General features: G+C 42.5%; 12 protein-coding genes. 9 read left to right on the top strand and 3 right to left on the bottom strand.

The window, feature by feature from the left end:
- Positions 1–223 precede the first annotated feature (223 nt).
- The 4 genes from HG267_RS14670 to HG267_RS14685 all read left to right on the top strand — a co-directional run bounded on the left by HG267_RS14670 (position 224) and on the right by HG267_RS14685 (position 4,579).
- On the top strand, positions 224–769 hold the full coding sequence (locus HG267_RS14670) for a GNAT family N-acetyltransferase (RefSeq protein ID WP_045872643.1): 546 nt from the start codon (positions 224–226) through the stop codon (positions 767–769).
- A 102-nt stretch (positions 770–871) separates the two neighbouring features.
- Positions 872–3,028, top strand: a complete 2,157-nt coding sequence (locus HG267_RS14675; protein WP_045872644.1) for a polyribonucleotide nucleotidyltransferase — start codon at positions 872–874, stop codon at positions 3,026–3,028.
- 343 nt (positions 3,029–3,371) lie between these two features.
- On the top strand, positions 3,372–4,010 hold the full coding sequence (locus HG267_RS14680) for a Uma2 family endonuclease (RefSeq protein WP_045872645.1): 639 nt from the start codon (positions 3,372–3,374) through the stop codon (positions 4,008–4,010).
- Positions 4,011–4,315: 305 nt separating this feature from the next.
- The gene (locus HG267_RS14685) at positions 4,316–4,579 is read left to right on the top strand and encodes a DUF3146 family protein (protein ID WP_045872646.1); all 264 of its coding nucleotides are present in this window, start codon (positions 4,316–4,318) and stop codon (positions 4,577–4,579) included.
- Positions 4,580–4,596: 17 nt separating this feature from the next.
- On the opposite strand, the gene HG267_RS14690 is transcribed toward HG267_RS14685, so the two are convergent.
- The 3 genes from HG267_RS14690 to ntcA all read right to left on the bottom strand — a co-directional run bounded on the left by HG267_RS14690 (position 4,597) and on the right by ntcA (position 7,512).
- The gene (locus HG267_RS14690; protein WP_045872739.1) at positions 4,597–5,043 is read right to left on the bottom strand and encodes a pre-16S rRNA-processing nuclease YqgF; all 447 of its coding nucleotides are present in this window, start codon (positions 5,041–5,043) and stop codon (positions 4,597–4,599) included.
- Positions 5,044–5,179: 136 nt separating this feature from the next.
- Positions 5,180–6,673 (bottom strand): DUF3084 domain-containing protein, encoded by a 1,494-nt coding sequence (locus HG267_RS14695; RefSeq protein WP_045872647.1) that lies wholly within the window; start codon positions 6,671–6,673, stop codon positions 5,180–5,182.
- 167 nt (positions 6,674–6,840) lie between these two features.
- The gene (gene ntcA, locus HG267_RS14700; protein ID WP_010998529.1) at positions 6,841–7,512 is read right to left on the bottom strand and encodes a global nitrogen regulator NtcA; all 672 of its coding nucleotides are present in this window, start codon (positions 7,510–7,512) and stop codon (positions 6,841–6,843) included.
- 380 nt (positions 7,513–7,892) lie between these two features.
- On the opposite strand from ntcA, the gene fabI reads away from it, so the two are divergent.
- The 5 genes from fabI to HG267_RS14725 all read left to right on the top strand — a co-directional run bounded on the left by fabI (position 7,893) and on the right by HG267_RS14725 (position 14,655).
- On the top strand, positions 7,893–8,669 hold the full coding sequence (gene fabI / locus HG267_RS14705) for an enoyl-ACP reductase FabI (RefSeq protein WP_045872648.1): 777 nt from the start codon (positions 7,893–7,895) through the stop codon (positions 8,667–8,669).
- 200 nt (positions 8,670–8,869) lie between these two features.
- Positions 8,870–9,511, top strand: coding sequence for an imidazoleglycerol-phosphate dehydratase HisB (gene hisB, locus HG267_RS14710; RefSeq protein ID WP_045872649.1), 642 nt, complete (start codon positions 8,870–8,872; stop codon positions 9,509–9,511).
- A gap of 471 nt (positions 9,512–9,982) precedes the next feature.
- Positions 9,983–10,969, top strand: coding sequence for an ABC transporter ATP-binding protein (locus tag HG267_RS14715; RefSeq protein WP_045872650.1), 987 nt, complete (start codon positions 9,983–9,985; stop codon positions 10,967–10,969).
- Positions 10,970–11,355: 386 nt separating this feature from the next.
- A complete protein-coding gene (locus HG267_RS14720; protein ID WP_045872651.1) occupies positions 11,356–12,873 on the top strand; it encodes an SLBB domain-containing protein in 1,518 nt (505 codons plus the stop codon).
- Between the two features lie 123 nt (positions 12,874–12,996).
- Positions 12,997–14,655: an alpha/beta hydrolase gene (locus tag HG267_RS14725; RefSeq protein ID WP_045872740.1), complete on the top strand. Its 1,659-nt coding sequence runs from the start codon at positions 12,997–12,999 to the stop codon at positions 14,653–14,655.
- Positions 14,656–15,008 lie beyond the last annotated feature (353 nt).

Genomic DNA, 15,008 nt, shown 5'->3' on the forward strand with positions numbered 1-15,008 from the left:
AAATTTACTATCTTCATATTTGGCAGCATTTGCTTGATTTATCTAGGGAGAGTATTACCATAAAACTAAAAAGTTTCACTAATCTATAACTCGCAAATTAAGATTAATTTTGCTGGCATCATCACTATACTAGATTTATAAAATTGCTCGTTTCATATTTAATTTATCCTTGATTTAATATAATAAACAAGGAAAAGTTAAGGATAAATAAAAATTTATAATAATGCAATTGCCACATCATCAATTTATAAAAAATGGCATGTTCATAGAGCTAGATTATATGCATCCACAAGAACAGGAAGAAGTGAGAGCATTATTAAATCTAGTAATTACTGAAGGTAAAACCTATCCTCAAAAGCAACCCCTTTCTGTGGCAGAATTTGCGGCTTATTGGTTGAGTCAGGATGCCTTTGTTGTTAGGGCTGTTGAGCAGGGTGCTACACACAAAGCCAAAGATATATTAGGGGCTTTTTATCTAAAACCAAACTTTCCCGGCCGGTGTAGCCATATTTGCAACGCTGGTTTTATTGTACAACCACAATTGCGGGGTCAGGGCATAGGGCGGTTTATGGGAGAGGCGATGCTAGCGATCGCAACTAGCCTAGGCTACGAGGCAGTAATGTTTAATTTGGTCTTTGAAACTAATATACCGTCAATTACCCTGTGGCAGACATTAGGATTTGAGATTATTGGACGCATTCCCCAAGCGGCTAAGTTAGCTGATGGGCAAGTGATAGACGCACTGATGATGTATCGTGCTTTATGTTGACAAAGTTGTTTATCTTTGTATGTACCTGAAGCCAGCTAGAGGGCAGAAATGTTAGGATTGCCACAGAGAGAGAATAGCGTGCATAGAAGGAAAAAAAACTGAATGACAGAAGTTGATAAGTCAATATCCTTTGACGGACGGGATATTCGACTGAAGGTTGGCCTACTAGCTCCCCAGGCTGGTGGGTCGGTTTTGATACAATCAGGGGATACAGCTGTTTTGGTGACGGCTACGCGATCGCAAGCCAGAGAAGGCATTGATTTTCTTCCCCTCACAGTAGATTACGAAGAAAGACTATATGCTGCGGGTAGGATTCCCGGCGGGATCATGCGGCGTGAAGGTCGTCCCCCAGAAAAAACAATTCTTACTAGCCGTCTGATAGACCGTCCCCTGCGTCCGCTGTTCCCTTCATGGTTGCGCGATGACTTGCAAATAGTCGCTTTGACATTGTCAATGGATGAGCAAGTACCGCCCGATGTGTTAGCTGTTACAGGTGCTTCTATTGCTACCCTAATTGCTCAAATTCCCTTTAATGGCCCAATGGCAGCAGTGAGGGTAGGCTTAGTAGGTGATGATTTTGTCATTAACCCAACCTACGCAGAAATTGAAGCTGGAGACTTGGATCTGATAGTAGCAGGTTCACCAGATGGAGTAATCATGGTCGAGGCGGGAGCCAACCAGTTACCAGAGCGCGATATTATTGAGGCGATTGATTTTGGCTACGAAGCTGTGCGGGATTTAATCAAAGCACAACAAGATTTAGTTGCAGAACTAGGTCTAGAAATTGTGCAAGCAACTCCCCCAGAAGTAGATCAAACTTTAGACAAGTTTATTAGCGATCGCGCCAGTGAAGAGATTAAGAAAATTCTCGCGCAATTTGAACTAACTAAGCCAGAACGCGATGCCGCTTTGGATGTAGTTAAGGAAAGTATTGCCAATGCGATCGCAGAACTCCCTGAAGAAGACCCAGTTCGCGTTGCTACAGCCGCCAATAGCAAAGCCCTAGGTAACACCTTCAAGGAAATTACCAAGCACTTCATGCGCCGTCAAATCATTGAAGACAACGTCCGCGTTGATGGTCGCAAACTCGATGAAGTGCGTCCGGTTTCTTGTTTAGTCGATGTTTTACCTAAGCGCGTTCACGGTAGCGGCTTGTTTAATCGGGGACTCACCCAGGTATTATCTGCCTGTACCCTTGGTACTCCCGGAGATGCCCAAAACCTCAACGATGACTTGCAAACAGACCAATCTAAACGCTACTTACACCATTACAACTTCCCTCCCTTCTCAGTTGGGGAAACGAAGCCGATGCGCGCCCCAGGACGGCGGGAAATCGGTCACGGGGCATTAGCCGAAAGAGCGCTGTTACCAGTGCTACCACCCAAAGAACAATTCCCCTACGTGATTCGCGTGGTATCGGAAGTGCTATCTTCCAACGGTTCCACCTCAATGGGTTCAGTCTGTGGTTCCACTCTAGCCTTAATGGATGCTGGTGTACCAATTCTCAAGCCCGTCAGTGGTGCGGCGATGGGTTTGATTAAAGAAGGTGATGAAGTCCGCGTTCTCACGGATATCCAGGGCATTGAAGACTTTTTAGGCGACATGGACTTTAAAGTCGCTGGTACGGATACGGGAATTACTGCCTTACAAATGGACATGAAAATTTCCGGTCTGTCATTGGACATTATTGCCCAAGCAGTCCATCAAGCTAAGTCAGCCCGCTTGCACATTTTAGACAAAATGCTGCAAACCATCGACACACCACGCACAGAAACCTCACCCTATGCACCACGTTTATTGACCATCAAGATTGATCCTGACATGATTGGTCTGGTGATTGGGCCTGGAGGTAAGACCATTAAAGGCATCACTGAAGAAACAGGTGCAAAAGTGGACATCGAAGACGATGGCACCGTCACGATTTCTGCTGTGGATGAAAGTAAGGCGAAGAAAGCTAGAAATATCATCCAAGGCATGACTCGTAAATTGCACGAAGGTGATGTCTATGTGGGACGAGTTACCCGCATTATACCTATTGGTGCTTTTGTGGAATTTCTGCCTGGAAAAGAAGGCATGATTCACATTTCCCAACTAGCTGACTACCGCGTTGGCAAAGTTGAAGATGAAGTAGCTGTAGGCGATGAAGTGATTGTCAAAGTGCGCGAAATTGACAACAAAGGTCGGATCAACCTGACACGTTTAGGTATCCATCCTGACCAAGCAGCTGCAGCGCGGGAAGCAGCAGCAGTAAATCGGTAATCGATTTAGGATTTTAGATTGAATCTAAAATCCGCGATGCCTTAGGGCAAGGCATCGCTGTATGCTTCTCTTCTTCAAATTTTAAAATTATTCGAGCCGCAAGACTGATGTCGCGGCTAACAAAACTCAGCCTGTGTAGACAGGTTTAATGTAATTCAAGACTGACAAAAATTAAAAACATACCCAAATTTTAGGGGCATGGCGTAGATAAGATATTGGAATTTCTAAAAATCTTGGGATGCCATGCCCCTATGTGTTGTTAATTTATTTTTTGGAGTTCATGTAAATGTATTTCCACAATAAAATAACAGTTATATAACAGCAAGAAGTTTGAGTTGAAAAAATGATTCAGACCATACGTAACTTAGTAACCTTTGCAGAATTTACTGAGTGGAAACCTGAAAGTGAACGCTATGAACTACATGATGGAGTAATAGTTAATATGCCACAGCCTTTAGGAGGACATGAAGAGGTTACAGGATTTTTATCGATAATACTAAGCGTGCAATGCTATCAGTCTGGTCTTCCCTATATCATTCCTAAAACAGCCTTAGTTAAGCCTCCAGAAAATGAGTCAGCTTACTCACCAGATGTGCTAATAGTAAACCAAGCTAATCTTACTCATGAACCTCTTTGGGCGCAGGAATCGACTTTAATTTACGGTGCATCCATACCTTTAGTAGTTGAAGTTGTCAGTAGTAATTGGCGTGATGACTATCATACAAAAGTTGGTAAATATGAGGAGATAGGTATACCTGAATATTGGATTGTAGATTATCTTGCACTTGGCGCTCGTAAATTTATCGGTAATCCTAAACAACCTACGATTTCTATTTACTTTTTAGTTGAGGATGAATATCAAGTTAGTCAATTTAGGGCTACAGACCGTATTCAATCACCAACTTTCCCGAATCTTAATGTAACCGCCCAACAGATATTCCAAGCTGGAATTAGTCGTACTGACTCATCTAATCATGAGTAGATTTCACTCATAGAATATCAGAAATATAAGGATTGCTGTTGGCTTACAGGATTCTTAGGAAGGCACTCTAGCTAGCAGTAAAAGGCCATATATCTACTAGTACCTAGGTTTTAAGTCACCAAAGAATGATTAAATTGCCTACTCTTTATGGCGTTGGGCTATCGTTAGTTTATGTAGCTGATAATTCAGTCGATAGGCTCAATTTACAATACTCACTTTGTCAGTTTCTGAATTTACGCTATGTTTGGTATTAAAAGAATTAGCCTACGTGGTTAACTTTAATTCCTAACTTGATATACAGCATTGTGAGTGCTAAACGTCTGCCAGAAACCATCGCCCATGTCAAAATAACCCGCCAATCTTGGCAACACGGCTTCCTTGAGGGCGAAGTAAGTGCGGGTGAGTATGAATGGCAGTTCCAATGGCATTTTCGCCGGGGAGAACTGTCTGTAAAGCCTTCTCAAGGTCGCGCCTTAATTAAAGAACCTTTAGGTCGCTTCTTGGAGAAACAAGATTATCAGTTAGAGCCTGGAGGAGACTATGCTTTTACTATTCGTGCCGAACTGTAATGGTTTCCTGACAATTTTTAACTGTTAACTGATTCTGCTAGGCGATTAAGATATCTTTCAATTAAAAGAATGGCAACAATGTCATCTATTGGGCGTGGTGGTTGTCGCATACCTTGCGGTAATAGCTTTGTCAGTCCTTTAGGCGGATACATTTGCCAATAGCGATCGCGTGCTTCTAAGGTGGTATAGCGTTCATCTACCAAAACAATATTTAACGGTTCTACTAATTCTTTTTGCAGCCGTTGTTTCCACTGCTTGGCTGTAGTTTGATCGCCCATTACCATTAAGGAAATTGGGTATTTTTGACGCAGGGTTTCAATGGTAGCGATCGCGGCATTTGCTGGTACAACTTGGTGATAATGTAGTTGCCGATCTAGCCCGATCACTGCTAATCCACATTTATCTCGACCGGGATCAAAGCCTAAAATGACTGGTTGTGTCGGTGAGAATTCACGGAGATTCATAAGCAAATTAAAATTTAAAAGTTCAACTGTAACCACACTCTCATTTAGACTGCTGGCTATTTTTGAACTACAAGTTCAAGATATATCAGCCGCTTAAATCAGCTTAAATCGGATTAATATCTAGTTGGTTAATTTTTTACGTACTAAAAATAACCTGGCCGCCGATTACTGCCACTAGTTTGACTCTCAGCGGCCCAGCTGTGAAAGTGTCTTCAGCTGCGATCGCTTTAATCTCTAATGCTTGGTCAGATTGCCTGAGTTGGGAAACAAAGCGCAGAAAAGTGCCATCTATTTGAACATTTTCAATAATGCCAGCATTTCGGGCGCGAAATTGCGAAGCAGAAATTAGTAGATCCAGCCTTTGCCTAAGTTGGTAAGATGTCATTGTCTTGGGATCGGCTGTAGTACTGGCTAGTACTTGTCCTCCAGAAAAGACCAGTTGGTTTCTCGCTGAATCAGCAAAGAATTCTATCTGCTTTTCTCCCCTGACGTAATTACCAGCAGAGAAAATCCGGATGACATATTCTCGACCATCATTTATCTGCTTGATCAATTGCTCGATCCGATCTGGGGTAACATGCAGGATTTCTACATTATTTAAGGTATTTGTTCCAGGTTCAGCTAATTCGAGGATAGCATTCTGATTGGCTTCCTGGAGCAGTTGAATAATTGCTTGACGCGCCGCCGTCGGTTGAGTTACTTGAACTACAGCCGCCGCCAAAACTTGACCCCGTACTAAAGCCAATTTTCCTAAACGCAGGTCACGATATGACTGGTAATATTTTTCCAGCCTGGCTACTTCTTGTTCTAGATAATTCTGTTGCTTTTCTAAGTCTTTTAGGCGAGATTCCCGTTTAGCAATTACTAGTTCACGGGCTGCAACTTCTTGATTGCGTTGTTGAATGAGTTTATCCAAGCGGGCAATTTTTTGATCCCGTTGTTCAATCGCTTCTTGTCTGTTGGCTAATTCGCGATCGCGTTTGACAATTGCTGTTTTAGCTTCATCAATCGCTTTCTTGGCTTCAGCATACAGTCTTTGGCGTTCTATTTTACGTTGCTCAATTTCCGCTAACAGACTCTTTTTCTCATCCTCAACGCTTTGCAGTTCTGTGATTGCTTTTTGGTATTGTGCTACGACTTGGCCTAATTGGCTTTGAGTGCGTTGCAACTGATTTTGGGTTTGTGCTTGTTGCTTGAGAGTGCGGTTAAGTTGAGCCTGTGTTACCTGTTGTTTGGCATTCGCCGCCTGCAAGGACTGATTGATCACTTGTAAGTCTTGCTGGGCTTGGGACTGTTCTTTCCTCGCTTGATTTAGTTCCCCTTCAACTTGACTTTTCTGGGTTTCCGCAGTTTTGAGTTGTTCGCGTTTTTGTCTGAGGTCTTTTTGAATATCCTCTAACTCAAACACCCCTTTGCGTAATCCTTCATCAGCAGCAAATAAAATTGCGAGGGTGGATGCTGAAATTAAAGTACCAGTAAAAATCGTTACTAAGACTGCCGTATTTTTTGGACGTAATTTAAACAAAGAAAGGCGCGCCTTGCCAACTCGTGTGCCGATGCGATCGCCCACGGTGGCAAGTACGCCCCCTAGAATTAAAATTGCTGCAATGAGGATGTACCCAGTGGTCATCTTCAGCTACCGAAATGCTTCCAGATACAGCCTACTACTTTCAAACATCTTCTGCGGGAAATCAGAGATTGGCAATTGCTGAACTTCATCAATTTTTAGATTTACCTCCATAGTGGTGTGATTTCTAAAAACACAACATTCGCCTCCTCTGCTTTCCCCAATTGCTTTTAAGTAAATTGCCGACTTAAAGTAACAGGTTTATGCACAGTAATCTTCTTTTTGTGAATAGAAATCATCTTTTTCTCACGTAAATCGCCGAGTAACCTGGTGACGGTAACACGAGTAGAACCGATCGCTTCTGCGATCGCTTGATGAGATAGCTTCAGATCTATTGTGATCCCATCTGCACAAGGAACACCAAAATCTCGACAGAGAATTAATAAAAAACTCACTAACCTTGAACCCATATCTCGGTGCGCGAGGGTTTCAATCATCATCTCTGTTTGTAAAATTCGCGAAGAAAGACCTCGCAGCATTAACATTGATAATTCTGGATTTTCCTTGAGTGCCTGCTCTACTTGTTCAATAGGAGCTGACAATAATTCTACAGGGGTAAATGCAACGGCATGGTAAAACCTATCCGATTTGTTTCCTGTCAGTAATGACAACACACCAAAAACGCTATTTTCCCGTAGCAGCGCTACTGTGATTTCTTCTCCTGCCTCATACACCCTGGAAAGCTTAACAGCGCCTTTTAAAAGAAAATAAACTCGTTCAGCAGGATCGCCAGGAAAAAAGATCGTTTTATTGCGTTCAAACGTTTCTACAACTGGAGGAAACGCTCCAGTTGCCATCTGACGAAAAACATTTGCTAGGGCTTTATCTTGTGTCACGATCATCTCCCTTCCCCTACCCAATGCCGGAAAAACAAAAACTGATTACCTAAGAATACACCTGAAAAATCAATAAAGCACCGTCAACCTTTCTGTACTTTCCTATACTCAAAATAATTGTTTCCTAATTATTTGTTTATTATGATACATAATTTTTGATATTTTTAGCTAGTACTTCTTGAATAGCTAGTTACATTAGCTGTATTAGCAATGTTTTTTTAAAGACAAAATCAAGAGTTCTTGAGAATTTATTCAGGAATAAACTTTAATTTTATTCTTGTAAAAACCCTTACCAATAACATTTTTACAAATCCTCTGTAAAACAAAGATAAACTAGCCTCAGATTCTAGTATGCTCCTAATGATTGTTTACACTCACCATTTCTCATGCTGAATCTGACTGGAAAAAACGCCCTTGTTACAGGTATTGCAAATAACCGCTCAATTGCCTGGGGAATTGCCCAACAACTACACCAAGCTGGAGCTAACTTAGGTATTACCTACTTACCTGATGAAAAAGGCAAAATGGAGAAAAAAGTTGCGGAATTGGTAGAACCTCTTAACCCCAGCTTATTTCTTCCTTGCGATGTCCAAAACGATGAACAGATTCAATCTACCTTTGACACCATTCGAGATAAATGGGGAAAGCTAGACATCCTAGTTCATTGCTTGGCTTTTGCTAATAAAGACGATTTGAGTGGAGATTTTAGCCAAACAACACGCGCTGGCTTCAACACAGCACTTCAAATTAGTACTTATTCCCTCGTGCAGTTGAGCGGTGCAGCTAAACCTTTAATGACCGAAGGCGGAAGTATCGTCACCCTCACATATTTAGGTAGCATTAGGGCGATTCCTAACTATAACATTATGGGAGTTGCTAAGGCAGGGTTGGAAGCTAGTGTACGTTATTTAGCGGCGGAAATGGGGCCACAAAATATCCGCGTTAATGCCATCTCCGCTGGGCCAATTCGCACCTTGGCATCTAGCGCCGTCGGCGGCATTTTAGATATGATTCACCATGTAGAAGAAGTTGCTCCCCTACGACGCACAGTCACCCAGCTAGAAGTAGGTAATACAGCTGCTTTCTTGTGTAGTGATTTGTCCACTGGTATTACAGGACAAGTCATATATGTGGATGCAGGATATGAAATTATGGGGATGTAGTAGATATTGGGCATGGGGCATGGGGCATGGGGCATGGGGCATAGGTAATGGGTAATTGGTAATGATATTTCTTCCTTATCTCCCTCATCCCCCTCATCCCCCTCATCCCCCTCATCTCCCCAATCCCCAATCCCCATTACCCCTTATCCCCAGAGGGGGCCCCGAGTTCCCCAATCCCCAGTCCCCTATCCCCACTAACCATGCAAATTAGCGATCGCGAAATTAATTTCTCTCACGAACCATCTCATTCCAGCCCTCGGATTGCTTCTGTTCATCGCACAACTGGTGAAACTGATGTTCAAGTTACTGTCAACCTTGATGGTACAGGGATTTGTAAGGCAGCTACAGGGATTCCCTTTTTGGATCATATGCTGCATCAAATTGCCTCCCACGGGCTGATTGACTTGGATATCCAAGCTAAAGGAGATTGGGAAATTGATGACCACCACACTAACGAAGATGTGGGTATTACCCTAGGACAGGCTTTGAGTAAAGCGCTAGGTGACAGGAAAGGTATTGTCCGCTTTGGTAATTTCCTTGCACCACTTGATGAAGCGTTGGTGCAAGTAGCATTAGACTTTTCTGGCCGTCCCCACCTCAGCTATGGTTTAGAAATTCCTACTCAGAGGGTAGGAACCTATGACACCCAACTAGTCAGGGAATTTTTCGTGGCGCTGGTTAACCATAGCCAATTAACATTGCACATTCGTCAGTTAGATGGCATTAATTCCCATCACATCATTGAAGCAACTTTTAAAGCATTTGCTAGAGCAATGCGGATCGGATTAGAAATTGACCCTCGTCGTGCTGGGATGATTCCCAGCTCCAAAGGGGTTTTGTAAAGCAATCACCATAATATGCTAAAGCTCATCCCACTTCCTGTTCAGGGGGTGGGATTTTGCTTGTATGGGAAATTATCATGCAGTGGTGTCAACTTAACGTGAAACCCTCTCTTGTGCAAGGTTTCGCCCTCACCCCCAGCCCCTCTCCCACAGGGAGAAGGGAGCCAGAGATTTAGTTCCCCTTCTCCTGCGGGAGAAGGGGTTAGGGGATGAGGGCGCGAGGTATTTGTACAACGCCCGCCCTATATCGCTTTTAGCTTAAGTTGACACCAATGATTACCATACCCCAATTAGCTGGGCTGTCATCGCGTCCTAGAGGCTTTGCCGTTAACTCTCTGTTAAGTACCTCATTGGCAACAATTTTCACAATCATGTTAGTTATTGCTAACCAATGGGTACCCTTGATAGTGAACAAAGTTATAGCCCTACAGCATAACTTTGGCAAATTTGGTAATTGTTTATGGAACTGCGATGAAGTCTGTTGTAGACGCTCCTAACTTTCAGCTAAATACCCCTGACGCACCACCCGTAGTCTTCACTTCTGAGTTGCGGAAAGTCTACCGTACTGGGTTTTGGATGCATCAAAAAGTTACATCCCTCAAAAATTGTTCTTTAACTGTTCACCAAGGGGAAACTTTTGGGTTACTAGGGCCCAATGGTGCGGGGAAAACCACTCTGTTAAAACTTTTACTAGGAATTATCCGCCCTACCTCTGGCAGGGGATTATTACTAGGTAAACCATTAGGCGATCGCAGTGTTAAGCAATATATTGGCTACCTGCCAGAAAATCCCTATTTGTATGACTATCTCACTGGCTGGGAATTTCTGCAGCTAGCGGCGGGAATATTCCAAATTCCCCAACATATTCAACGCCAACGCATTCCCGAACTCTTAGAATTAGTCGGTTTATCTCAGGCTGATGCACGCAAAAAACAGATGCGTCGCTATTCCAAGGGTATGTTACAACGCGTTGGTATGGCTCAGGCACTGATCAACGATCCCAATGTGATATTTCTAGATGAGCCGATGTCTGGTCTCGATCCTGTAGGTCGCTACCAAATGCGGGAAATTATTTTAAAACTCAAAGCCGCAGGTAAGACAATTTTCTTCAACAGCCATATTCTTAGTGAAGTTGAAATATTATGCGATCGCGTTGCCATTCTCGCTCAAGGGGAATTAATCTGTACTGGTTCCTTCCATGAACTATTAGGCGACTCCAGCATATATGAAGTTAAAGGTATAGGCGGTAACGGTGACATTTTAGAGAGATGGTTACCTAATGTAGTGTTTAAAGCTGATGGTTCTTGGCAAGGCACACTACAACAAGACAATTACTATGATTTTTTAGCGAGTCTCCGTCTCATGGGAGGACAAATTATGGCGATGAATTTGTCGCGCCTCTCTCTTGAAGAGTTTTTTATGCAACAGATTCGACATAAACATAATTTGTCTCACTAATGCAATTAAGTGTAGGATTACTATTGGTAATTTCTGCTAAGTATACTGAGAATTAAGTTAGGCAATAGCTAAGTTACACTTCTGGCAAATTACAAATAACACAGCATAATTAAGTAAATAACAAGACTTAGTTGATATTTACTTGCAAATTTATAAAAATATTTCAGTAACATCACTGCCAGATTTACCATCAATTAAGATTTAAATTGTCCAAACTTTAAATTAGCTTTACTGAAAGTTCAATTTCCGGCAACAAATACTTCTCCGGAAGGTCAAGTTTTTATAAGAAAATAAGAATGTGACGGAACTTGAGTAATTCCCTATAGTCAAGATTAAAATGTTTAGACAGTATTTTAGCAATTGTAGTTTCAGAGTCTTAGGTAAATATGCTTAATACAGGTTTGCTTAAAATCCTCACTCAGTCAATTATGGGTGTGGTTGTGTTAACGGCTGTTAATGTTGCTGCGCCATCTGCCAGTCAAGCTCAGGGACAACCGGTATCACCGAATAGAAGACCAGTATTACCTAATGCTCAGTTCACAACACCTACTACAGCACCAACTACACCACCTGCAGCGCCATCTGTATCATCTGTTATAGATACTAATTATTTATTAGGCGGCGGCGACCTGATACGGGTAAACGTATTTGAAGTCCCAGAATATACGGGTGAATACCAAGTTCCCCCTGGTGGCTCGATTAACTTACCCTTAATTGGCAGTGTCTCAGTTCTCGGGCTAACTACCGAACAGGCCGCTGATTTAATTAGCGAAAAATACACGCGCTATCTGAAACGTCCTCTAATTTCCGTTAACCTGCTATCACCACGCCCCATCAATATTTTCGTAGCAGGGGAAGTTACACGCCCAGGAGCTTACACTCTCAACTTACAGGGAGGCGCAGGAAACAATCCCGGTGTACAATACCCAACTGTATTAGCAGCCCTGACCACAGCCGAAGGCGTAACACTCGCAGCCGATGTCACTAAAGTGCAGTTGCGACGCAAGGTAGGCAGAACTGGCGAGCAAACAGTAACGCTGAATTTAAAACAATTTATCCAAACAGGCACAATTGGGCAGGATATTACCTTAAGAGATGGAGATACCATCGTTGTACCTACTGCCACTACTTTTAACGTAGCAGAAGCACGCAATTTGTTTGCAGCTAACTTTGCTGCCGACCCTACAAAACCACGCACCGTAGCAGTAATTGGGGAAGTTAACCGTCCTGGTTCTTATCTTGTTACTCAAGGTAGTACAGAAGGACAAAATGGTGGAGCTACTGGTACTGGTTTCCCAACTCTCACACGGTCAATTCAACTAGCTGGGGGAATTACACCACAAGCTGATATTCGCAATCTGAAAATCCGCCGCCCCACCAGAACTGGAACAGAACAAACTATAGATATCAATCTTTGGCAACTGTTGCAGAGTGGCGATGTTAACCAAGATGTAATTGTGCAAGATGGAGATACAATTGTTATCCCCACAGCAACTGAGATTAACCCCGCAGAAGCGACTCAATTAGCAACTACTACTTTGTCTCCCACAGTTATTCAAGTTGGTGTAGTAGGCGAAGTTAAAAGACCCGGCTCTGTAGACCTGAAGCCAAATAGTTCATTAAACCAAGCATTGCTAGCTGCTGGTGGATTTAACGATGCTAGAGCGAAAAGCGGTGCTGTAGATTTGATTCGCTTGAATCCCAATGGAACTGTAACCAAACGTGTAGTACAAGTAGATTTCTCCAAAGGAATCAACGAGCAAACTAATCCTATACTTCGCAATAACGATGTGGTCGTAGTCAGCCGCAATGGTACAGCTCAGGCTGGTGATACCCTGGGTGTGATATTCAATCCTATAGGTACTGTTTTCGGGATTCTTAGAACTATCTTCTCTGGATTTTAGATTTATCTAAGTACTGGGGACACTGCTTGCGGATTTATGTCCCCAGGCTGCAACAAAAGTGTATATTGTCGAGTCACAGTTATGCGTTATGAATTTTTTGTAACTAAATAATTAATGGCTAATATGCATTTTTGGCGTAGCAAACAACAGCGTAAAATATCTTGGGTGCAAGGGTTACTATGTAGCATCACCATTGCACTCAGTTGGGGTGCGGGGATGACTTCAACTTTAGCAGCCCAAAAAATCACTATCCGCTTAGGGCCATTTCAGCAAGCGATCGCCATCGGCGATATTGAAGCATTTGCCAAAACCGGAAAACTTCCAGAAAACCTCCAACTTTTTCGCCCTTTCTTAACTCCACAATTTCAAGAATTATTGAATCGGCGCGTACAAGTAGATCCAGCTTTGGCTGATAAGTTTTTTGATGACCTAGTGCGATCGCCACAAGGTCAACAGTTAATTTCATCATTGGGAGTTGCAATCCCAGGTAGTACAGTAGAAGGTCTCCAAGCCGCACTCAACCTCTCTCTACGTCAAGTTAACGGTTTGAGTGTGCTGGGGTTTTTACGAGCCTACCCAGAAGAAAATGTGACATTAGATGCAACTAAAGCCATTCAAATTGCCGTAGAATTCAACAGCAATTACCTGCAAAGCCAAGCCTTAGGTACGTTGCTAGAAAGAGATTTGTTAGTCAAAAACACTACAACTTTTCAACCGACCTTTGATCCCGCTGCTATTGGTAAAGAAGCAGTACAACAACAAACCCTTACTCTACAAGATAAGCAACGTCAAAGAAGCATTCCCGTAGATATTTATTGGAGTAAAGGTAGCACCCAAGCACCATTAGTTGTAATTTCTCCTGGTTTTGGTGCAAACCGCAAATTCTTGAGCTACTTAGCGCGTCATTTAGCTTCCTACGGGTTCACTGTAGCGGCGATTGAACATCCAGATAGCAAGATAAATAACTCTATTTATCAAACCTCAACGCCAACAAATTTAGCCCAAATACTACCAGCTACAGAATTTATTAATCGCCCCAAAGATATCAGTTTTTTACTGGACGAACTAGCCAAACTCAACAATCAATCAGGAACGCTACAAGGAAAATTTAACACTGATAAAGTTACTGTTATCGGTCATTCCTTGGGCGGTTATACGGCTTTAGCCTTGTTAGGCCCAGAAGTAGATTTAGAAGCAGTCAGACAATTCTGTCAAAATTCTCTTTCTATCAACGAATCACCTGGGGATTGGTTACAGTGTGCGGCTGCGCCATTAAAAGAAAAGAAACTACAATTAAAAGACCCAAGAGTCACAAGTGCGATCGCTTTTAACCCTGTAGTTGGTAATCTGTTTGGTAAAACAGGTCTAAATAAAATTAATAATCCAGTATTAATTTTAACTAGCACTGAAGATTCTCTAACCCCGTCCTTGAAACACCAAATAGCACCTTTTAATCAACTGCAAAGCAACAAATATTTGTTAACCGCTATTGGTGGAACTCACTTAAGTATTAGCGATCCCAGCTATAGCGCTAGTACAGCCACTACCATTTTTCCAGAAAAGCGCGGTTCCGAAACCAATTCTCTGCGTCAGTTAGTTCGTGGTGTCACCTTAGCGTTTGTCAAACAGTCAACCCCAGAAGCGAAAATTTATCAACCGTTTCTCACACCTGCTTACGCTCAATCTCTCTCGACACCAGAATTACCCCTGCGCCTGAATTCTGATTTACCTAGAAATATCAAACCCTGGTTAGGTTTTGTTGTTGATCAGCTGACCAAATAATTGCTAATTCGTAATTCATAATTCGTAATTAAATGGAAGCCAACAAGAGCATCAGCATTTAAACTCACTTGCGTGGGTTTTGTTTGTTTAATATAAAATCGGCTTGGTCAATATGCGATCGCAACCACACTCAGCAAACAATACAATGCTGGAGTTGAAAACCTTTGTCATGAGGAGCCTAGACCTTGCCAGTATGTAATCAAGGTGCTTTAATAGCGATTGCATTGAGGCAAAATGTCCTATCTGCACAAGACGAGTTGAGACTTGCGATCGCAATGTTGCGGCTCGTGTTCGGAAAATTACAAACTTAAAACATTAGACTTAGATTTAGGACAAGATAGTACCATGTCCTT

The sequence above is a fragment of the Tolypothrix sp. PCC 7601 genome (genome assembly GCF_025677855.1).
GTDB classification, from domain to species: Bacteria; Cyanobacteriota; Cyanobacteriia; order Cyanobacteriales; family Nostocaceae; genus Aulosira; species Aulosira diplosiphon.